This window comes from Ruegeria sp. AK4, assembly GCF_056541025.1.
The window spans coordinates 780,012-801,006 of the sequence record NZ_JBQFXS010000001.1; the positions used below are offsets into that span (position 1 = coordinate 780,012).

21 protein-coding genes and 1 tRNA gene are annotated in these 20,995 nt (G+C 59.7%); 10 read left to right on the forward strand and 12 right to left on the reverse strand.

Going from position 1 to position 20,995, the window contains the following annotated elements:
• The first annotated feature begins 83 nt into the window (after positions 1-83).
• On the forward strand, positions 84-1,088 hold the full coding sequence (locus tag ACR0EZ_RS03645) for a GlxA family transcriptional regulator (protein ID WP_480610954.1): 1,005 nt from the start codon (positions 84-86) through the stop codon (positions 1,086-1,088).
• On the opposite strand, the gene ACR0EZ_RS03650 is transcribed toward ACR0EZ_RS03645, so the two are convergent.
• Complete coding sequence (locus ACR0EZ_RS03650; protein ID WP_480610956.1) at positions 1,085-2,179, reverse strand: PQQ-dependent sugar dehydrogenase; 1,095 nt, start codon at positions 2,177-2,179, stop codon at positions 1,085-1,087. The genes ACR0EZ_RS03645 and ACR0EZ_RS03650 overlap by 4 nt on opposite strands.
• 160 nt (positions 2,180-2,339) lie before the next feature.
• On the opposite strand from ACR0EZ_RS03650, the gene ACR0EZ_RS03655 reads away from it, so the two are divergent.
• The 7 genes from ACR0EZ_RS03655 (at position 2,340) to ACR0EZ_RS03685 (ending at position 8,471) form a co-directional block, all read left to right on the forward strand.
• Positions 2,340-3,521: an ABC transporter substrate-binding protein gene (locus ACR0EZ_RS03655; RefSeq protein WP_480610959.1), complete on the forward strand. Its 1,182-nt coding sequence runs from the start codon at positions 2,340-2,342 to the stop codon at positions 3,519-3,521.
• Between the two features lie 126 nt (positions 3,522-3,647).
• On the forward strand, positions 3,648-4,436 hold the full coding sequence (locus ACR0EZ_RS03660) for an ABC transporter ATP-binding protein (protein WP_480611154.1): 789 nt from the start codon (positions 3,648-3,650) through the stop codon (positions 4,434-4,436).
• Complete coding sequence (locus ACR0EZ_RS03665) at positions 4,433-5,263, forward strand: ABC transporter ATP-binding protein (RefSeq protein WP_480610962.1); 831 nt, start codon at positions 4,433-4,435, stop codon at positions 5,261-5,263. Before ACR0EZ_RS03660 ends, ACR0EZ_RS03665 begins: the two co-directional genes overlap by 4 nt.
• Before the next feature lie 30 nt (positions 5,264-5,293).
• Positions 5,294-5,710, forward strand: a complete 417-nt coding sequence (locus ACR0EZ_RS03670; protein ID WP_480610965.1) for a hypothetical protein — start codon at positions 5,294-5,296, stop codon at positions 5,708-5,710.
• Positions 5,710-6,720, forward strand: coding sequence for a branched-chain amino acid ABC transporter permease (locus ACR0EZ_RS03675; RefSeq protein ID WP_480610968.1), 1,011 nt, complete (start codon positions 5,710-5,712; stop codon positions 6,718-6,720). The genes ACR0EZ_RS03670 and ACR0EZ_RS03675 overlap by 1 nt, the downstream gene beginning before the upstream one ends.
• Positions 6,717-8,030, forward strand: a complete 1,314-nt coding sequence (locus ACR0EZ_RS03680; protein WP_480610971.1) for a branched-chain amino acid ABC transporter permease — start codon at positions 6,717-6,719, stop codon at positions 8,028-8,030. The genes ACR0EZ_RS03675 and ACR0EZ_RS03680 overlap by 4 nt, the downstream gene beginning before the upstream one ends.
• Positions 8,031-8,219: 189 nt before the next feature.
• The gene (locus tag ACR0EZ_RS03685) at positions 8,220-8,471 is read left to right on the forward strand and encodes a hypothetical protein (RefSeq protein ID WP_480610974.1); all 252 of its coding nucleotides are present in this window, start codon (positions 8,220-8,222) and stop codon (positions 8,469-8,471) included.
• Positions 8,472-8,493: 22 nt separating this feature from the next.
• Here ACR0EZ_RS03685 and ACR0EZ_RS03690 read toward each other — a convergent pair whose 3' ends face one another.
• Positions 8,494-10,041, reverse strand: a complete 1,548-nt coding sequence (locus ACR0EZ_RS03690) for a helicase HerA-like domain-containing protein (RefSeq protein ID WP_480610977.1) — start codon at positions 10,039-10,041, stop codon at positions 8,494-8,496.
• 431 nt (positions 10,042-10,472) lie between these two features.
• On the opposite strand from ACR0EZ_RS03690, the gene ACR0EZ_RS03695 reads away from it, so the two are divergent.
• Positions 10,473-11,069: an invasion associated locus B family protein gene (locus tag ACR0EZ_RS03695; RefSeq protein WP_480610979.1), complete on the forward strand. Its 597-nt coding sequence runs from the start codon at positions 10,473-10,475 to the stop codon at positions 11,067-11,069.
• 48 nt (positions 11,070-11,117) lie between these two features.
• On the opposite strand, the gene ACR0EZ_RS03700 is transcribed toward ACR0EZ_RS03695, so the two are convergent.
• From ACR0EZ_RS03700 to ACR0EZ_RS03715, 4 genes are read right to left on the reverse strand one after another with little or no spacing between them, the layout of a single operon-like run.
• Positions 11,118-12,326: a beta-ketoacyl-[acyl-carrier-protein] synthase family protein gene (locus ACR0EZ_RS03700; protein ID WP_480610982.1), complete on the reverse strand. Its 1,209-nt coding sequence runs from the start codon at positions 12,324-12,326 to the stop codon at positions 11,118-11,120.
• A gap of 9 nt (positions 12,327-12,335) precedes the next feature.
• The gene (locus tag ACR0EZ_RS03705) at positions 12,336-12,593 is read right to left on the reverse strand and encodes an acyl carrier protein (RefSeq protein WP_170748843.1); all 258 of its coding nucleotides are present in this window, start codon (positions 12,591-12,593) and stop codon (positions 12,336-12,338) included.
• Between the two features lie 32 nt (positions 12,594-12,625).
• Positions 12,626-13,717, reverse strand: coding sequence for a UDP-3-O-(3-hydroxymyristoyl)glucosamine N-acyltransferase (lpxD, locus tag ACR0EZ_RS03710; protein WP_480610985.1), 1,092 nt, complete (start codon positions 13,715-13,717; stop codon positions 12,626-12,628).
• Positions 13,718-13,751: 34 nt separating this feature from the next.
• Entirely contained in the window at positions 13,752-15,359 is a 1,608-nt protein-coding gene (locus ACR0EZ_RS03715) for a L,D-transpeptidase family protein (RefSeq protein WP_480610988.1), read from the reverse strand.
• 353 nt (positions 15,360-15,712) lie between these two features.
• Here ACR0EZ_RS03715 and mepK point away from each other — a divergent pair, with 353 nt between their 5' ends.
• Positions 15,713-16,282 (forward strand): peptidoglycan L,D-endopeptidase MepK, encoded by a 570-nt coding sequence (mepK, locus tag ACR0EZ_RS03720; RefSeq protein ID WP_480610991.1) that lies wholly within the window; start codon positions 15,713-15,715, stop codon positions 16,280-16,282.
• Between the two features lie 152 nt (positions 16,283-16,434).
• Here mepK and ACR0EZ_RS03725 read toward each other — a convergent pair.
• The 6 genes from ACR0EZ_RS03725 to sufC all read right to left on the reverse strand — a co-directional run bounded on the left by ACR0EZ_RS03725 (position 16,435) and on the right by sufC (position 20,951).
• Positions 16,435-16,511 (reverse strand) — tRNA-Arg (locus ACR0EZ_RS03725).
• A gap of 88 nt (positions 16,512-16,599) precedes the next feature.
• On the reverse strand, positions 16,600-17,820 hold the full coding sequence (locus ACR0EZ_RS03730) for a cysteine desulfurase (protein ID WP_480610994.1): 1,221 nt from the start codon (positions 17,818-17,820) through the stop codon (positions 16,600-16,602).
• Positions 17,821-17,831: 11 nt separating this feature from the next.
• Entirely contained in the window at positions 17,832-18,434 is a 603-nt protein-coding gene (locus ACR0EZ_RS03735) for a YIP1 family protein (protein WP_480610997.1), read from the reverse strand.
• Positions 18,431-18,916 carry a YIP1 family protein gene (locus ACR0EZ_RS03740; RefSeq protein ID WP_480611000.1) on the reverse strand — a complete coding sequence of 162 codons (486 nt, stop codon included), beginning with the start codon at positions 18,914-18,916 and terminating at the stop codon, positions 18,431-18,433. Before ACR0EZ_RS03740 ends, ACR0EZ_RS03735 begins: the two co-directional genes overlap by 4 nt.
• Positions 18,916-20,196 (reverse strand): Fe-S cluster assembly protein SufD, encoded by a 1,281-nt coding sequence (gene sufD / locus ACR0EZ_RS03745; RefSeq protein WP_480611003.1) that lies wholly within the window; start codon positions 20,194-20,196, stop codon positions 18,916-18,918. Before sufD ends, ACR0EZ_RS03740 begins: the two co-directional genes overlap by 1 nt.
• Entirely contained in the window at positions 20,196-20,951 is a 756-nt protein-coding gene (sufC, locus tag ACR0EZ_RS03750) for a Fe-S cluster assembly ATPase SufC (RefSeq protein ID WP_480611006.1), read from the reverse strand. The genes sufD and sufC overlap by 1 nt, the downstream gene beginning before the upstream one ends.
• Between the last annotated feature and the right edge of the window lie 44 nt (positions 20,952-20,995).

Below are 20,995 nucleotides of genomic sequence, written 5' to 3' on the forward strand. Positions count from 1 at the left end.
CGCAAACAAGCTTTGATCATGGTGGCTGCCAAATATGGCGCTGGACGCAATGCCACAGGGCGCCGAATCAGGGACAAATAGCCATGCAAGAGCAACGCCAAGTTGTCACAGTGGACGGAAGCACCGACAAGCCCGTCAACTTCGTTTTTGTGTTGCTGGACAAGTTCTCGCTTTTGTCCTTCGCCTCGGCCTTGGACAGCCTGCGGATCGCCAACCGTATGGCGGACCGCAAGATATACACGTGGACGCTGGCCGGTGAGGGCGGCGAGCTTGTTTCCTGCTCGGCCGGGACGACCTTCAAACTAGATGCAGATCTGGGCGAATTGCAGCGCGATCAGGTCATCCTGGTTTGCGGCGGGGTCGACGTTCAGGCCGCCACAACCAAGCGTGTTCTGAACTGGCTGCGCCGCGAAGCGCGCAAGGGCGTCAAAATCGGCGGGCTGTGCACTGCGGCCTATACGCTGGCCAAAGCCGGGTTGCTGGACGGCAAGAAAGCGACGATCCACTGGGAAAACGCCGACAGTTTCGCCGAAGAGTTCGACAGCGTCGAACTTACGAAATCGGTGTTTCTTATCGATGGAAACCGGATGACGACGGCAGGCGGAACATCCTCGATCGACCTGATGCTGAAGCTGATCGCCGACGATTATGGCGAGGATCTTGCCAACGCCGTTGCGGATCAGATGATCTATTCCTCGATCCGGACGGATCAGGACACCCAGCGCCTGTCCACACCCACGCGGATCGGCGTGCGCCACCCCAAGCTGAGCCAGGTCATCCTGATGATGGAAAAGAACATCGAAGAGCCGATCTCGCCCTCGATTCTGGCCAAGGATGTCGGCATGTCCACCCGTCAGCTGGAACGTCTGTTCCGCCGCTACCTGAGCCGGTCGCCCAAGCGGTATTACATGGAGTTGCGGCTGCACAAGGCGCGCAACCTGCTGATGCAGACCGACATGAGCGTGATCAACGTGGCGCTCGCCTGCGGGTTTGCCTCGCCCAGCCATTTCTCGAAATGCTACCGAGCGCATTACAACACCACGCCGTACCGGGAACGCGGGGCGCAAAGCGGTCGGCTTTCGGTTTAGCCCTCTGGCGTCATGCGGTAAACCGCGCCCTGACCAACCGAAATAAACCATATCGATCCGTCCGGGGCCTCGACGATATCCCGAACACGCTCAGTCTCGGGGCCTTTGATCTGTTCAACCTCGCGCAGCGGCGAGCCGGCAAGGCGCGCGATATAGTCGAATTTCAGCGATCCAACGAATATGTCGCCTTTCCATTGCGGCCATAGCTTGCCCGAGTAAACCAGCAGCCCAGACGGCGCGATGGACGGGTCCCAGTAGAATTCGGGCTGTTCCATGCCTTGTTTCGACGTGCCTTCGCCGATCTTCTGGCCGGAGTAATGAGTGCCGTATGAGATCACGGGCCAGCCATAGTTCGCGCCTTTTTGCACAAGGTTGACCTCATCCCCGCCTCGCGCGCCGTGTTCCGAAACCCACAGCCTGCTTCGTGCATCCAGCCCTGCGCCCTGCGGGTTTCTGTGGCCGTAAGACCAGATTTCGGGCCGAATACCAGACTGGCCCACGAACGGGTTATCTGTTGGAACCGAACCGTCCCGCGCAACGCGGATCACCGACCCCATCGCCGTCGATCTGTCCTGCGCCGAGGGCCGGTCGCCGCGGTCCCCAACCGTCAGGTAAAGCGTGCCGTCATTCGCCTCGACCACACGCGAGCCAAAGTGCCGGCCGCCCGACCCGCCCGGCACGGCCTCGAAAATCACGCGCAGATTTGTCAGCCGCTTGCCGTTTTCAGAAAGACGCGCCACGGCAAGAGCCGTTCCGGCACCGCCGCGTTGAGGTTTGGAGAAGGTCAGAAACAGCTCGCGACTGCGATCAAAATCCCGCGCTATGGTGACGTCCAGCAAACCGCCCTGCCCCGAAGCGGCAACTTTCGGAACACCCGACACGCGCTGAGCCTCACCGTCTTTGATATAGAGAATATCGCCGTCCCGTTCCGTGACCAGAAAGCTGCTATCCGGCAGGATGCCGACGGCCCAAGGGGTGTCCAAACCGCTGACCATTTTCGTAACGCGCACCGGTCCGTCGGCGGTTTGCAATGTTTCAGCCATCGCCACATTGGCCCAAGTCAGCACGATTATTGCGATTGCCCGGATCATCTCAGCCCTCCGTCAGATAGCGCGTCTTCGCCATAAAAACCTATCTGAACAAATAGCTTGCATGGGCGCAAAAACACTTTTCCGTTAGGACTTTTCTTTTCCGAACAGCTTGCCTAGGGTTCTGCCCAGAACGAATACGTTCACAACAGGGAGTAACCATATGAAAAAGCTGCTTACTGCAACTGCAGCAACCGCTCTGCTTTCGGGCACCGCAATGGCCGAGGATGTCACGCTGGGCGTTCTGTTCGGCTTCACCGGCCCGATTGAATCGCTGGCCCCCGCAATGGGTTCAGGCGCCGAGATGGCAATGGCCGAGGTCACAGAGTCCGGCAAACTGCTGGACGGCACCACCGTGACCGCCTCGCGCGCTGACACCGGCTGTATCGACAACGGTCTGGCCACGTCGAACGGGGAACGCATGATCGCGGATGGCGTTGCCGGCATCATTGGCGGCGACTGCTCGGGTGTAACCGGTGCGATCCTGCAAAACGTCGCGATTCCGAATGGCATGGTCATGATTTCGCCTTCGGCCACGTCGCCCGGTCTGTCGACCATGGAAGACAACGGCCTGTTCTTCCGCACCGCACCGTCGGATGCGCGCGAAGGTCAGGTGATGGCGGACATTCTGAACGATCGCGGCATCAGCTCGATCGCTCTGACCTACACCAACAACGACTATGGCAAGGGTCTGGCAGACGCGATCCAATCGTCGTTCGAGGCTGCGGGCGGTGAAGTGACCATTGTCGCGGCACATGAAGACGGCAAGGCCGACTATTCGGCCGAAGTCGGCGCGCTGGCCTCGGCCGGTGGCGACATTCTGGTTGTCGCGGGCTATCTGGACCAAGGCGGCCTGGGTATCATCCAGTCGGCTCTGGACAGCGGTGCGTTCGACACGTTCGGTCTGCCGGGCGGCATGATCGGTGACTCGCTGCCGGCCAACGTTGGCCCCGACCTGAACGGCTCGTTCGGTCAGATCGCGGGTTCGGGTGGTGAAGGTGCTGAAAAGTACTTTGCCATGGCGGAAGCCGCAGGTTTCGACGGCTCGTCGCCCTATTCGCCGGAAAGCTATGACGCAGCCGCGCTGTTCATGTTGGCAATGCAGGCCGCCGGGTCCACCAACCCTGCGGACTATGGCGCCAAGATCATGGACGTCGCCAACGCTCCGGGTGAGAAAATCTATCCCGGTGAACTGGCCAAAGGTCTGGAACTGCTGGCCGCAGGTCAGGACATCGACTATGTCGGCGCGTCCGGCGTTGAGCTGATCGGCCCCGGCGAAAGCGCAGGTTCCTACCGTGAGATCGAGGTGACCGACGGCGAGAACAAGACCGTCAACTTCCGTTGATCACGCACTAAAAGTCATAAAAACAAGCAGCCCGGGCCTTGTGTCCGGGCTGTTTCAATGACAAAAACCCGCACCTCTGACATGGGGATGGGAAACAACGCCGGTAAACGGCGGCTAGGGGAAAAGATGATCGTCGTCGAAGACGTGCAAAAGCATTTCGGCGGGTTTCATGCGGTGGACGGGGCATCGCTGGAAATCCAAAAGGGCTCGATCACCGGTCTGATCGGACCGAACGGGGCCGGAAAAACCACTCTGTTCAACGTGATCGCAGGTGTCCTGCCGCCGACCAGCGGCAAGGTCTACATGAATGGTGAGGATATCACCGGCCTGCCCCCGCATGAGCTGTTTCACAAGGGCCTGTTGCGCACCTTCCAGATCGCGCATGAGTTTTCATCGATGTCGTGCCGCGAGAACCTGATGATGGTGCCGGGCGCGCAGTCCGGGGAATCGCTCTGGAACACGTGGTTCGGGCGCAAGCGTATCGCGGACGAGGAACGCGCGTTGCGGGCCAAGGCCGATGAGGTGCTGGAGTTTCTGACCATCGAACATCTGGCCGATCACAAGGCGGGTCAGGTTTCAGGCGGACAGAAAAAGCTGCTGGAACTGGGCCGCACCATGATGGTCAACGCCAAGATCGTGTTTCTGGACGAGGTCGGCGCAGGCGTGAACCGCACCCTGTTGATGACCATCGCCGACACGATCCTGCGTCTGAACAAGGAACGCGGCTATACCTTTGTGGTCATCGAACACGACATGGATTTCATCGGCAAAATTTGCGATCCGGTTATCTGTATGGCCGAAGGCAAGGTGCTGGCCGAGGGCACTCTGGATGAGATCAAGGCCAATGAGCATGTGATCGAAGCCTATCTGGGCACCGGCCTGAAGAACAAAGACAAGCTGGAGGCGGGCGCATGAGCGATAACCCCTACCAGGACGACAAGGGCAACAAGGACGCCTCGATCACCAACACGCATGGCGTCGGCACCATGACCCCCGCCCACCGCAAAAGCGGTGAGACGCATCGGGTCGAGGGCGGCCCGTTCCTGATCGGCGACACCATGACCGGCGGCTATGGCAAAGGGCCGGACATCCTGCACGACTGCACCATCGCTGTCGACAAAGGCGAAATCGCGGTGATCGTCGGCCCCAATGGCGCGGGCAAATCCACCGCGATGAAGGCCGTGTTCGGGATGCTGGATGTACGCTCGGGTGCTGTGCGGCTGGATGGCGAGGATATCACCACGCTCACCCCGCAGGATCGCGTGATGCGCGGGATGGGGTTTGTGCCGCAGACCTCGAACATCTTCACCTCGATGACGGTGGAAGAAAACCTTGAGATGGGCGCCTTCATCCGTCGCGACGACATCAGCCAGACGATGGAGCAGGTCTATGACCTGTTCCCCATCCTGCGCGACAAACGCAATCAGGCTGCCGGAGAGCTTTCGGGCGGCCAGCGCCAACAAGTCGCTGTGGGCCGCGCGCTGATGACCCAGCCCAAGGTGCTGATGCTGGACGAACCCACAGCCGGCGTGTCGCCCATCGTGATGGATGAACTGTTCGACCGGATCATCGAGGTCTCGCGCACCGGCCTGCCGATCCTGATGGTCGAACAGAACGCCCGTCAGGCGCTGGAGATAGCGGACAAAGGATATGTGCTGGTTCAGGGGCGGAATGCCTATACCGGTACGGGCAAGGAACTGTTGGGTGATCCTGAAGTGCGTAAGAGTTTCTTGGGAGGGTGACGGGTGTTTAGATTCGCATGTCTCTTTTTGATGGCACTGATAACACCTTCGGCAAGCTATGCAGTTACTGCGGCTGGACCTCATCCATATTACTGCTTTGTTTCGGCAATTTGCGATGGTGAAGGTAACTGCTTGTCTCCTGTAGGGGTTCCAACAAAATTTCTTGCCGTTCAAGTACCTAGCTTTCACGGAGACACCTATCTTTTTGAAGGCTTTGGGGGGCAAACGAAAAAGGCTTTGCTATTTGACGACGTCAACAAGGCAAAGTCTTTCATGGCAGCAACCAGCTCCAACGTAAAATTTGATGCTGTCGCAATTCCTCGTAAGGACATTGCTGACGGTGTCGGTTTCATCGTTCACGAAATTTCTTTTCGCGCTAACAAAAGTGAAATCTCTAGCAACGCAACAATGGTTCGTTGCAGTTCATTATCCGACGGGATGTACTAATGGACTTCCTCAACGCCCTCGTGGCGCTCTCCAACTTCGTTCTTGTTCCCGCAATCGCCTATGGCAGCCAGTTGGCGCTGGGCGCTTTGGGGGTGACGCTGATCTATGGCATCCTGCGGTTCTCGAATTTTGCACATGGCGACACGATGGCCTTTGGCGCGATGATCGCCGTTCTGGTCACGTGGGGTCTGCAGGCCGCCGGGGTCGGTCTTGGGCCGTTGCCGACCGCTCTGCTTGCGCTGCCGTTTGCCATTCTGGGCTGTATTGTCCTGCTGCTGATCACCGACCGGCTGGTCTACCGCTTCTACCGCGAACAAAAGGCCAAACCGGTCATTCTGGTGATCGTATCGATGGGCGTGATGTTCATCATGAACGGCCTTGTGCGCTTCATCATCGGGCCGGATGATCAACGCTTCTCGGATGGCACGCGGTTCATCGTCTCGGCGCGGGATTTCAAAGCGATGACCGGCCTGCGCGAGGGGCTGGCGATCAAGACCTCTCAGGGCATCACCGTCATCGTGGCCGTTCTGGCCGTGGCACTGCTATTCTGGTTCCTGAACAAGACGCGCACCGGCAAGTCGATGCGGGCCTATTCGGATAACGAGGATCTGGCGCTGCTGTCCGGCATCAACCCCGAGCGTGTGGTGATGATCACTTGGATTATCGTGGCCGCGCTGGCGACCACGGCGGGGGTGCTGTACGGCCTCGACAAAAGCTTCAAGCCCTTCGTCTATTTCCAGCTTCTGCTGCCGATCTTCGCCTCGGCCATCGTGGGCGGTCTCGGCAACCCTCTGGGCGCAATCGCAGGCGGGTTTATCATCGCGTTTTCCGAGGTGACGATCACCTACGCGTGGAAAAAGGTGCTGACCTATCTGGCACCGGAAAGTCTGGAGCCGTCCGGATTGGTGCAATTCCTGTCCACCGACTACAAGTTCGCCGTCAGCTTCGTGATCCTGCTGATCGTGCTGCTGTTCAAGCCCACGGGTCTGTTCAAAGGGAAAGTGATATGAGCGAGCCCGTCAAGAATACGCTGCTTTTCGTTGTCGTTGGCTGCCTGATCCTGCTGACCGGATTTACCCAAAGCTGGAACGCGGCCATTCTGATCCTGAACATGGGCCTGATCTCGGCCATTATGTCGATCGGGGTGAACCTGCAATGGGGCTTCGCGGGCCTTTTCAACGTCGGCGTCATGGGCTTTGTCGCGCTGGGCGGGCTGGCGGTTGTCCTGGTCTCGACCCCGCCAACGCCCGGAGCGTGGACGGGCGGCGGCTTTGGCGTTGTACTTGCGCTATTGCTGGGGGCCGCGACCGTGGTTGCGGCGGTGATGGTTGCGCAGAAGATGCCACGGGGCCGTGCGCAGACGCTGACAATCATCGGTATTCTGATCGTCGGTTTCTTTGTCTATCGCGCGATCTTTGATCCCAACGTGGCCTCGATTGAGGCGATTGACCCCGCCGTTGCAGGCAATATCGGCGGCCTGAACCTGCCCGTTCTGCTGGCCTGGCCCGCCGGTGGACTGCTGGCCGCCGGTGCCGCGTGGCTGATCGGCAAGACGGCGCTCGGACTGCGCTCGGACTATCTGGCGATTGCCACGCTGGGCATCGCCGAGATCATCATCGCCATCATGAAAAACGAGGATTGGCTGGCCCGCGGTGTCAAGAACGTCTACGGCCTGCCCCGCCCTGCCCCGGTGGTCGGTTACGAGGTCGAGCTGCAGCAGGACCCCGGATTTCTGGCCCGCGCCGAATGGCTGGGGCTGGACCCTGTGACCGCCTCGACCCTGTCAGTCAAACTCGGCTATTCCCTGCTGTTCATGATTGTGTTGTTGGCGCTGCTGTGGATGGCGCAGATGGCGCTGAAAAGCCCGTGGGGCCGGATGATGCGCGCCATTCGCGACAACGAGGTCGCGGCCGAGGCGATGGGCAAGGATGTCACCCGCCGTCACCTGCAGATCTTCGTTCTGGGCTCGGCCATCTGTGGCATCGCGGGCGCGATGATGACCACGCTGGACGGTCAGCTGACGCCGGGCACCTACAACCCGCTACGCTTTACCTTTCTGGTTTGGGTGATGGTGATCGTCGGCGGGTCCGGCAACAACTTTGGGGCCGTCCTGGGCGCGTTCCTGATCTGGTTCCTCTGGGTGCAGGTCGAACCCATCGGGCTTTGGCTGATGAACCTGATCACCGCAGGCCTGCCCGATGGCAGCGCACTGAAATCACATCTGATCGACAGCGCCGCCCATATGCGGCTGTTCACGATGGGGGTGATCCTGCTGATTGTCCTCAGATTCAGTCCAAGGGGGCTGATTCCCGAAAAATAGGCCAAAATCCTCCGAAAATTGCGAACCGCGCCCGACCAAGGGCGCGGTTTCTTGATTCGGGAAGGAATTTTGCATAAACGGGTACACCGCACCGTTGTTTTGGTGCGGTCTGTCCGGCGCTCGCTCACACGAAACTGGCCGATCCGTAACGATCATGAACGCTCATTTATTAGAGTAGATGTTAACACAATGAAAAAACCACTCATCACCGCCATCCTTTTGCCGGTCGCCGTCGCCCTGACGGGCTGTGTTCCTTCGCCCGAAGATCTGGAAACCCCGCCGGTACAGGTGCCGACCGCCAAGGGCGTTGTCACCTGTCAGCTTTATCGACCCGACCGCGTGATCTGGGACCGGGCAATCGATTATCCCGCGACCAAAATGTCAGTGGCCGAGGCGGATGCCGTTTGTCAGGAAGAGGGTCGGCGCCAGTTGAACCGGTGACTGCGCCCCAAGCGGGCGGCATTCACCGGTTGCGAAACAACCCACCCAGAATGCCGCGCACGATCCGGCGACCGGTTGTGCCTTTCAGTTCTTTGATAACCGCCTCTCCCACCGCCGAAGCGAACGTATCCTTCCTGCGCACGCGCCGGGCCGAGGACCGCCCGACACGGCTGCCCGAATATCTGCGGGCCGAGGCATATTCACGCTCCATTGGTGTCTGCAGATCCAGCACCTCTTCGGCTTCGGCGGCCTCAGCCTGTTTTGCGGCAGCTTCGGCACGGGCCTGCAGGATTTCGAACGCTGACTTCCGATCAACGGTCTTGTCGTATTTCGCAGCCATGGGCGAGGTTTGCAGAATGGCTTTCCGCTCGGCATCCGAAATCGGCCCCAACTGAGACCCCGGTGGCCGAATCAAAGTGCGCTCGACCACGCCCGGAACGCCCTTTTTCTGCAGCATCGACGTAACCGCCTCACCGACACCAACCTCGCGAATGGCGGCTTCGGTGTCAAAGGCAGGGTTCTCGCGATAGGTTTCCGCCGCCAGACGCAGGTTCTTTCGGTCGCGGGCCGTGAACGCCCGCAGCGCGTGTTGGACGCGGTTGCCCAACTGGCCCAGAATATCCTCGGGGATGTCCGCCGGATTCTGGGTGATGAAATACACGCCAACGCCTTTGGACCGGATCAGGCGCGCGACCTGTTCGACCTTATCGACAAGCACCTTGGGCGCGTCGTCGAACAGCAGATGCGCCTCGTCAAAGAAGAACACCAGCTTGGGTTTGTCGGGGTCGCCGACCTCGGGCAGTTCCTCGAACAACTCGCTCAGAAGCCACAGCAGGAAAGTCGCATAAAGGCGCGGCGCACCCATCAGCTTGTCCGAGGCAAGGATGTTCACCATTCCCCGCCCGTTTTCATCCGTACGCATCAGATCGGCCAGATCCAGCGCCGGTTCACCGAACAGTTTTGTCCCGCCCTGATTTTCCAGCACCAGCAAACGCCGCTGAATCGCGCCAATCGACGCGGTTGAGACATTGCCGTATCTCAGCGACAACTGCGCCCGGTTCTCGCCGATCCAGACCAACAAGGCCTGCAGGTCTTTGAGGTCCAGTAGCGGCATCCCCTCTTCATCGGCCACGCGAAACGCAATGTTCAGAATGCCTTCCTGCGCCTCGCTGAGCTCCATCAGGCGTGACAGCAGCAAGGGGCCCATCTCGGTCACGGTAGTGCGCACCGGATGCCCCTGTTCGCCGAACAGGTCCCAGAACGTGACCGGACAGGCCGCATAAGCGAAATCCGCAAAGCCAATGCGTGCGGCCCGGTCCTTAAACGCCTGATGCAGCTTATGGGTTTCGCTGCCCGGCAAAGCCAGACCGGACAGGTCGCCTTTGATGTCAGACAGAAAGACCGGAACGCCCGCTGCGGAAAAGCCCTCGGCAAGGATCTGCAGCGTGACCGTCTTGCCCGTTCCTGTCGCCCCCGCAATCAGGCCGTGACGGTTGGCATATTTCAGCGCAAGACCCTGCGGCTCAGCATAGTCCTGACCCGCGCCACCTACAAAAACCTTATCGCTCATATGTCCGCCTTAATGTCCACCGATCCGGCACCAGCATACAAACTTAACCATTGACTGCCATAGTCCATTCGCTGCCTTCGCGGTGTAAGCCGTGGGGGCAGACTTCCTCCCTGTCGACTGGCCGTGCCTTCGGGCACGGCTTTTTTTGTTCAACTCTTACGTAAACCTGATGGTGTCATTAAAATTTCAGGTTTGTTGTTGACCCCCGTGCGCCCCTTCCGTAGGGTTTGCGCATAACTAAGTCGGCCAGTCCGACGGGGAGAACCAATTTGAAAGGGAGCTGCTCCACCAGCTCCCTTTTTTCGTGGCCGGACAAAACGGTGTGGCAAGAATCCGTTCACTTTCAGAATCGCGCATCGCTTAGTGACTGACAGCGGGCCTGAAGGGTGTTAGAGGAAACAAAAAGCTCAATCACTACACCCGAGGCAAGCATGATCAAGAAATTCCTCTCGTTCAATATTGTGGCGGCGGCCCTCATCGGCGGCGCGGTCAGCGCGCAGGAGGCGGGAACGTCCAACGAAACTCCAGCAGCGGAAAGCGACACCCAGCTCGATCTGGGTGAAACCGGCCCGCGTCTTGGCGAGCAATATGTGAAGGAAGAGACCGGCGACTGGCAAATCTCGTGCATCAAGACCGAGGCCGATGTTGATCCCTGTGCAATGCGGCAGTTGCTGAACGGCCAGCAAGGGCAGCCCATCGCTGAAATCACCATCCAGAAACTGCCGGAAGGCAACGCCGCCGTTGCTGGCGCGACTGTCATCGTTCCGCTGGAAACGCTGCTGCAGGCGCAACTGGCGCTGTCGATCGATGGCGCGCCGCGCAAGCTGTACGATTACCACCACTGCAACCCTGTGGGCTGTTTGGCCCAACTGGGCTTCACCCAGGGCGACATAGACGCGATGAAAGCCGGAAGCACCGCCGTGATTTCGCTGGTTCCGGTCGTCGCACCGAACCAGGTGCTTGAGATGGATGTTTCGCTGTCCGGCTTTACTGCCGGGTTTGACGGTCTTGCTGTCAACACGAACTAAGAAACTGGCTTTGATTTCGCCGCCACGGCCCTGTGGCGGCGGAAACGCTTAAATCCGCTTCAGCGCCAGAACCGCGTTCAACCCGCCAAAGGCGAACGCGTTGCTCAGGGCCACATCCACCTTGGCCTCGCGTGCTTCGTTTGGCACCACGTCCAGCGCACATTCCGGGTCGGGCTCTTCGTAGCCAATGGTCGGGGCAATGACCCCGTCCCGCAGTGCCATAATGCAGGCCAGCAGTTCCACTGCACCGGTGCCGCCGATCAGGTGCCCATGCATGGATTTCGTGGATGAGATCATCAGATCATCCGCGTGCGGCCCGAACACATCCGCCACCGCCGCACATTCGGTCTTGTCGTTGGCGGCAGTACCGGTTCCGTGCGCGTTGATATAGCCGACATCGCCCGCGTTCAGCTTCGCATCCGCCAGCGCGCCCGACATCGCGCGCGATGCGCCCTGCTTGCTGGGCATCACGATGTCCGAGGCATCCGACGACATCGCAAACCCGACGAGCTCGCACAGAATCTCAGCGCCGCGCGCACGGGCGTGTTCATATTCCTCGAACACAAAGATCCCGGCCCCTTCGCCCTGCACCATACCGTTGCGGTTGGCGCTGAAGGGGCGGCAGGCATCCTTGGACATCACGCGCAGCCCTTCCCACGCCTTGACGCCGCCGAAGCACAGCATGGATTCGGACCCGCCGGTGATCATCGCAGGGGCTGCGCCGCTGCGGACCATCTGAAATGCCTGCGCCATTGCGTGGTTGGATGAGGCACAGGCGGTCGAGACCGTGAAGCTCGGACCCTTGAGGTTGTGTTCCATCGACACATGGCTGGCCGCGGCGTTGTTCATAAGCTTGGGAACGACAAAGGGGTGAACGCGGTTTTTGCCGTCTTCGTAGACCGACCTGTAATTGTCGTCCCAGGTCGACACACCCCCGCCCGCAGTGCCCAGCACTACGCCGGACCGCGCGGCCAGTTCGCCGTGGAATTCGATGCCGGACTGTTCGATCGCTTCCTTGGCGGCGGTCAGGGTGAACTGAGTGAACCGGTCGTACAGCGACATTTGCTGGCGGTTGAACCGCCCCTCAGCCTCGAACCCGCGCACCTGTCCGCCAATTTTGATGGCCAGCCTGTCAACGTCGCGAAATTCGAGTTCCGAGATACCGCAACGACCTTCGCGCATCGCTTCAAGGGTGTCGGGGACCGAGTGGCCCAGCGAGTTGATGGTGCCAGCACCGGTAATGACAACACGTTTCATAACCGTTTGTCAGACCTTTTCCGACACAAGCTTTTCGATCCCGGCAATGATCGCGGCCACGTTCGAGATGTCGAAATCGTTGGCCTCGGGTTCGTTGGCGTTGAACGGGACCGAGATGTCGAACTCTTCCTCAATGGCGAAAATGCTTTCGACCAGACCCAGGCTGTCGATACCCAGATCCTCCAAGGTGCTTTCGGGCGTCACATCCGATGGCTCCAGCACGGCTTGCTCTGCAATGATCGCGATGACGCGGTCGCTGATGCTCATATCGATCCCCTGATTATCAATCTGAGGATGATTTAATCGCTCGGCGACTGTTTGAAAACAGCCTTTTTCAGTGCCTCAACGTCGCGGGCCATGCGCGGCAGGCGGCGTTGCGCTTTATACACATCCGTATGAGTTTCCATCTTGATGCCGGGATAGCCCATAATCACCCGTCCTGCCGGGACGTTAGACAGAATCTTGGTGCCACCGCCCGAGATCACGCCATCGCCGATGAAGATATTGTCGACCACGCCGGTCTGGCCGCCCAAAACCACGTTATTGCCGATCTCGACCGAGCCGGACACGCCGGTCTGCCCGCACAGCAGGCAATCCCGCCCGACCCGCGTGTTGTGCCCCACATGGACAAGGTTATCCAGTTTCGAGCCGTCACCAATGCGCGTGTTGCGGATTGTACCGTTGTCGATGGTGCAGTTCGATCCGACCTCAACATCGTCACCGATTTCGACCGCGCCCAGCGAATGGATGCGCAGCCAGCTTTGCGCCTTGGCATCGCCCTGATCGCCCAAAGTCTTGCGCGCGTTTTCCGCGCCCGACACTTCCGGCGTGACATAGCTGAACCCGTCGCCGCCAATCCGCGCGCCAGGCTGGGCAATAAAGCGATCGCCAATCTGCGCTCGCGCGCCAATGCTGACCATCTCACGCAGCACCGCCTGTTCACCCAGAACCGCATCCATACCGATCACGCAATGCGCTCCGACAACCGCGCCTGCGCCAATCCGCGCGCGCGCGCCAATAGCGGTCAGCGGTCCGATTGAGGCATCCGCGCCAATCTCAGCAGTGGGATCAATCACAGCCGAGGGGTGAATGCCCGGCTCAACCCCCTGCCCCCGGTCCAGCATCGCGGTGATCCCCGCCATCGCCATCCGCGGACGCCCAACAAATATCGCCGCGCGCAGACCCAGCGCCTGCCAGTCCGCGCCTTCCCACAAGACCGCCGCACGCGCATTGCTGCCCGACAGCGCTTCGGCATATTTCGGGGACATCGCCATTGCCAGATCGGTTGGTCCCGCATCACCGGGCTCAGCCGCCCGCATGATGGTCAGGCCGGTGTCGCCCTGACACGCGGCCCCCAGACTGTCGGCGATTTGCTGAACGGTAAACTGCATGACGGGCTTCCTTTTGGCAGGATTTGCCCCGTGCTTACCCCTGAACGTCCGGCAGGGCCACCCCCGCCTTTTGCAGGGCCTCCCAAATCTTGCGATCCCGGTCATAAACATCCCGGCGATACTGGATTTCGCCTTTCGGGCCTATGTAAGCCGTGCGGTAGATCAGATGCACCGGCACCGACTGTTCAAGATTCACCTTGGTCTCTTTCCCCGTGTTCAGGACGCGATGGAAAAACGCTTTTGGGTTCTCCTCCTGCTTCGCCAGCAGCGCGTAAGCGAACCCAAACGGGTCCGACAGGCGGATGCAGCCATGCGAGAACGCCCGAACCTCGCGCGCGAACAGGTTTTTATGAGGCGTATCATGCAGATAGATGTTGTGCTTGTTAGGGAACATGAACTTCACCAGACCCAGCGCGTTGCTCTTGCTGGGCGGCTGGCGCATCGCAAACGGGAAGTTGCTGCGGGTGAACTGGGTAAAGTCCACCGCGCCCCGGTCCACCTGACGGCCGCTGCGGTCGGTGATCTGGATGTGGCCGACCGCGTTGGGGTCAGACTGCAGTTTCGGCAGATATTCCTTGGTGATGATCGAGCGTGGAACATACCAGCTTGGATTGATCACCATATGCTCCATCTCATCCGAAAACTCGGGGCTGCGGCGGTCGTGAACGTTCTTGCCGATCACCGCGCGGGTTTCGAATGTCACCAGACCATCATCGACAATCTTGGCCGAGAAATCGGCCTGATTGACAAGGATATGCCGTTGGCCGCGCTCGCGGGGCAACCAGCGTTCCCGTTCCAGCGCGACATAGACGGCCTTGAGCCGGTCCGAGACCGAGCGATTGAGTTCCGTGATCGTCCCCTGACCCGCCACGCCGTCAGGTTCCAGCCCGTGCGCAGTCTGAAAGGCGCGGACGGCGGCTAGAAGGGTGTCATCGAAGGACGGGCTGGCGGTGGGCTTCAGGTAGCCCATCGTCACCAGACGGTTGCGCAGTTTGATCACGTTGGGCCCGGTGTCGCCATATTCCAGCTTGGCCACCGGAACGGCTGGCCCCCATCCGCCCTGTTCGATCAAAGCTTCCAGCGCCATCTTCTGCTTCATCAGCGCGCGATACTGGCGCGTTTGCGGGGCCAGTGACTGAAAATAGCCCGCACCCTGCGCATTCAGCCCCTGCAAATGATCCGCCGCACTGCGCCGCTTGACCGTACGCACCAGACCATCGTCAACCTGCGCCGGGCGCAGCGTGCCCGAGAACACATCGCTGGCATATGTCACGAAAACCCGGCTCAGTTCGGCCTCGATCGCGCCCATATCCCGGACCGAGCGCGCCTGCTCCAACTGATCCATCAACGCTTTCACGTCATACCGCGCGGCGGGCAGCCCATGCATTTGAACGTCAGACAGGGCCTTGATCAGGGCGGCGCGCCGTTGCGCATGTTCTTGCGTCTCACCAACCCAGATCGGCGAAAATCCGTTCGTCCGGTAGAACTCGCCAATCCCCGATGACGCTGGTGTTGCCTCGGCGACGGCCATCTGAAAGGCCGTACCGGTTTTGACCTCGGTTGAGGTGTTGGCCACGGCGGCGGTCACCGCAAAGAATGAGGTGAGCAGGATACTGGTACTGGTCCGAAGAACTGAGAACATGGGATGACCTTGGTTATTCAATATATTGCGCATATGGGAAATACGCCAAATTAATATGGTTTTTCACCGGTGCAAATGTCTATTCACAATCTCCTTACTCAAACGCTTCTTTCCACGCATGATGCGCGTTTGCATCGGACCGGTTGCACAAAAGACTCAGTCGCTCAGAAATGTGCAATATTACGTCACGTGCGCAAAAAACTGCCGAAAATTCCCCCTTGATAAGGTGCAAATGAAACACTTCTTGGCCGCAGAATCCGATTGTGCCATAAAACTGCCATCTGGGATGGGAAAAAATTAAGACAGCGCGCGTAACATCGTGTGCAGGCAGGAACAGTACGGGACGACAAGAAATGACCAAGAGCAGTGCATCGGGCTTGACCCGGCGTGCCCTATTGGGCGCATTCGCGGCCACGACGGTTGCCGCAGCACCTACTTTCTCCAATGCAGCAGGTTTCCTTCGCGGCGGTGGCGATATCCGCCGTATCCGCATGTATTCCGGTCGCACCGGCGAACGGATTGACATGATCTATTGGGTGGATGGCAAGTACATCAAGGATGCCGTCAAAGAGGTGAACCACTTCATGCGCGACTGGCGGACCGATCAGGTCAAGTCCATGGATCTGCGCACGATCGACATCATGGCAGCCTCGCACAACCTTCTGGACGTGAACGAGCCATATATGCTGCTGTCGGGCTACCGCTCACCCCAGACGAACGCGATGTTGCGGTCGAAATCCCGCCGCGTGGCACGCAATTCATTGCATATGCAGGGCCAGGCCGCTGATCTGCGCCTCGCGTCCCGCTCGGTTTCCCAGATGGCCAAAGCAGCCATGTCTTGCCGTGCAGGTGGCGTGGGCCAGTACTACCGTTCGAATTTCGTCCACATGGATTGCGGCGTCATCCGCACCTGGCGCGGCTAAGTTAGAAACCACTTTTCACCGAAGACCGCGCCGTCGGCGTCGTCATCCATTGTGATGTCGGCGCCTTTGTTATTTGAGACGATGCACCCAAGACCAAATTGGCCGCGGGCAACGCAGAAAAAGCGCGCTCTGGAACCGAGATGATCAAGAAGTGGCGCACCTGAGAGGATTCGAACCTCTGGCCTCTGCCTTCGGAGGGCAGCGCTCTATCCAGCTGAGCTACAGGTGCCTTGGCCGTTAGCTAACCCTGATCCGATCCGGGTGCAACTGGAAATCTGTCCGCAGCGCAAAGGTTTTGGCGGTCGGCCGACCCTCGTTCAGGCGAACAGATCATGGGCCAGTTCAAGCGCCTCGACCAGGGTATCGACCTCATCCGTAGTGTTATACAGGCCAAAGCTCGCACGACAGGTTGCAGTCACGCCAAGGTGATCCATCAAGGGCCCGGCACAGTGGTGACCGGCGCGGACGGCGACACCCTTCTTATCCAGAATGGTCGATACGTCATGCGCGTGCCCTGCCCCGTCCAGCGTGAAGCTGAAGATCGCAGCCTTGTCCGGTCGGGTGCCCTGAACCTGCAGCCAGTTGAGCCCCGTCAGCCGCTGCATCGCATAGTCGCGCAGACCAGCCTCGTGCGCGGCGATTTTGTCCATGCCCAGACCCATCATGTAGTCCAGCGCGACACCCAGACCGATGGTTTGCACAATGCCCGGAGTGCCGGCCTCGAATTTCATCGGCGGGTCGTTATAGATGACCTGATCCTTGCTGACCTCTTTGATCATGTCGCCGCCGCCGATAAAGGGGCGCATCTCGGCCATGCGTTCGGATTTGATGTAAATCGCGCCTGAGCCAGAGGGGCCGTACAGCTTGTGCCCGGTGATCGCGTAGAAATCGCAGCCGATGTCCTGCACGTCGACCGGCATATGAACGGCCCCCTGGCTGCCATCCACCAGAACCGGTACGCCCTTTGCATGCGCGCCCTGGGTGATCGCCTTGACGTCCACCACCGTGCCCAGCACGTTCGAACATTGGGTGACGGCAACCAGCCTGGTTTTCGGGCCAATCGCATCGATAACCGCCTGCGGGTCCAGCCCGCCATCGGCACCCACATCGACCCATTTCAGAACAACACCCTGACGTTCGCGCAGGAAGTGCCAGGGCACGATGTTGGCGTGATGTTCCATGACACTCAGAACGATTTCATCCCCGGCCTCGAGCCGTGGCATGGCCCAGCCATAGGCGACCAGATTGATGCCCTCGGTCGTGCCGGAATTCAGGACGATCTCATCCTCATCCGCCGCGCCAAGGAACCGCGCGATCGTGCCGCGCACGGCCTCGTATTTCTCGGTCGCGAGGTTTGACAGGTAGTGCAACCCGCGATGGACGTTCGAATATTCCTCGGCATAGGCGCGGGTCACGGCGTCGATCACCACCTGCGGTTTCTGCGCCGAGGCGCCGTTGTCCAGATAGGTCAGCGGTTTGCCGTTGACCTGCCGCGACAGGATCGGAAAATCGGAGCGAATTTTCTGCACATCGTACATTGGCGTTTTTCCTAGACGGGCCCGCTTGGGGTCAACATGAGGACAAATGGAACCGCGACGAGGGCCGACAGCAGGATCACGCCAAAGGACTTTAGCAGCGACCCGAACTGATGCGCCTCGTTGAGGAAATGCAGCGTGATGTAAAGGCTCAGCAGCGCGGTTGCCAAAACCAGCATCACCATCATGACCGGCAACGCAATGCTGACAACAAGCGAGATCAGCAGCGCCGCAATCTGCATGTATTGCAGCCAGATCGTCAGCACCATGACGCCATCAAACGTACCTGAACCGCCCAGAAACCGCCCGACATAGAGAAAGGCAAAGATGCTCAGCATCATTGCCCCGGCGGATTTCACCAGCACCAGAGGAATAGGCTCTGGTGCGGTCAGTTGTTCAGCATTCGGCAGGGCCGCAGTCTCTGCCAGCCGTTCGGCGCTGGGTATCGTTACAAAAAAGTCAATGCCCAGTTGAACAAGCCCGTTGAGCACAACGGCCAGAAAGAAGGCCAGCCACAAAACCTCGCGCCCCGGGTGCAAGGCCAGCAGGCGGCGCGCGGCCTCGGCGGGGGTTGTAACGGTCAGCACTGCCAGATTGACCAGAAAAGCCATGTTCATTCCGCAGACCTCTGCACTTGTCTGAGACCGGATAACCAGAACCAGACAAAAACGGCAACCCATACGGCACCAACCAGCGTCAGGGCGGGCCCCGGACCAATGAAACCGGCGACCAGACCGTTCAGCAACACCAGCGGTGCCGAGGACAGCAAAGCCCAGAACAGGGCAAGCCTTGCGCCATAGGCGGTCCCGTGACCACCCACCAGACGTGCGGCCCAATGTGACAGCAACGCCAGAAAGTAGAACAACAGCGGCAGGATAAAGACAGAGCCCAGCAAGGCCCCGCCCAGCAGCATGTTCAGCTCCACACCTTCCAAATGCGCGCGGCGCGCAAGGCTGGGCATCTGCGCAACAAAAGCCACCACGCAGAACGCCATCACAAAGGCCAGCGCCCGGTCTTCGCGCGGGCCCATATCAAGAAGCCGGCGCACAACGCGCCCCGGCCCCCGATAGGTCGCCACGATATCTGTTGTGACAGGCATTAGCTGTGACGCGCCAACCAGCCTTCCAGACGGGTCACGATCTCTTCGGCCAGTTCGCTGTCTTCGATCTCGTCCACCGCCTCGGCCAGAAAGGCCAGCGTCAGCAGGTTGGTGGCATCCTTCGCAGGCACACCGCGCGACCGCAGATAGAACAGCGCGGTTTCGTCAATCGCCCCCGAGGTCGACCCGTGCGAGCAGGCAACGTCATCGGCATAGATCTCAAGCTCGGGCTTAGCCAGGAACTGGCTGTCGTCATCCAGCAGCAGTGATTGGCTGATCTGGTACCCGTCGGTCTTTTGCGCGCCTTCTTTCACAAGAATCTTGCCCTGAAACACGCCCGTCGCGCCGTTGCGCAGAACCTTCTTGAAGACCTGACGGCTTTCGCAATTCACCGCGTCATGGGTGACGAAAACGGTATCGTCGTGGTGGAAATCACCATCGCCAACGCAGGCACCAGCCACATGGGCCACCGCGTCATCTCCGGTCAGTTCAACGACCTGTTCGTTGCGTGTCAGAACACCGTTCGCCGTCAGGGTGAAGGATTTATAGGTCGATTCCTTGCCCAGACGCGTAAACATATGCGTCACCGCGCGCCGCTCGTGATCGCGACCCTGTGCCCTAACGTGGTGCAGCGTGCCATTGTCGGCAATGTCGATTTCCATGCATTTGTTGAACCGCGACGCCGCCGGACCGGTCTCGAGGATGGTCACCTCGGCGTCGCTTTCCACGCGCACCACATGGTGCAGGATCGCATCCGAGCTTTCGGATTCGTGGCGATAAATAAAGTTGATCGGCTTGGACGGTTTGCCCGTCACATGGATCGCCGCCCCGTCCGTCGCATAGGCCGTGTTCAATGCAGCCAGCGGGCGCTGCACCGGGGTCTGGCCCCGCTCTTCCAGCTTGCCATACAGGTCTTTCGCCCAATGGATATCCTTGCAGCAGATATCCTCAAGCCGGTCGATCTTTACACCTTCAAGGCTCAGATCGTCAGATTGCTCGGGGCTGAACACACCGTCAACGAACACGATTTTCAGGCGGTCGACGTCGCTGAACACCATCGGCTCGCCTGCGTTGAACAAGGCCGCATTCGGCGCATCGGGCGAGATCAGCGTGTCGGGCTGGGTGTATTTCCAGTATTCGTCACGGCGACCGGGCAATCCCATCTCGCGCACGCGGGCCAAAGCGCCCTCGCGCGCCGCTTTGGTGCAGCCCGGATCGGGCATGGTCAAGGACGCCAGCCGCGCCTCGGTTGCGGTCTGTTTTGTTTGCGGCAAAGCCATCAGTTCACCTCGGCCAGAATGTCGGCGTAACCGTTATGTTCAACTTCCAGCGCCAGTTCGGGACCGCCGGATTTGACGATACGGCCGTCTGCCATGATGTGCACGACGTCGGGTTTGATGTGATCCAGCAGACGCTGATAGTGCGTGATCACCAGGAACCCGCGCCCTTCGTCGCGCAGAGCGTTCACACCTTCGGCCACCAGCTTCATCGCATCCACGTCGAGGCCCGAGTCGGTCTCGTCCATGATGCACATCTTTGGCTCCAGCATGGCCATCTGCAGGATTTCGTTGCGCTTTTTCTCACCGCCCGAAAAGCCCACATTAACCGGACGCTTCAGCATATCGGCATCGATCTTCAGCGTCTTGGCCTTGGCGCGAACCTCTTTCAGGAAGTCTGCCGCCGAAAGTTCCTCTTCTCCGCGTGCCTTGCGCTGGGCGTTCACGGCGGTGCGCAGGAAGGTCATGTTGCCGACGCCCGGAATTTCAACCGGATACTGGAAGGCAAGGAAAACACCAGCCGCCGCGCGCTCTTCCGGCTCCATCTCAAGCAGGTCTTCGCCGTCCAGCGTGGCCGAGCCTTCGGTGACTTCATAGCCGTCGCGGCCCGACAGCACATAGCTGAGGGTCGACTTGCCCGAGCCGTTCGGCCCCATGATCGCATGCACCTTGCCGGCCTCAACCGTCAGGTCCACACCTTTCAGGATCTGCTTGTCTTCTTCTTCAAGCTGAACGTGCAGGTTCTTGATTTCCAGCATTTTTACCTCGTCTATACCAATGCCATCACGCAGATGGCTGTGTC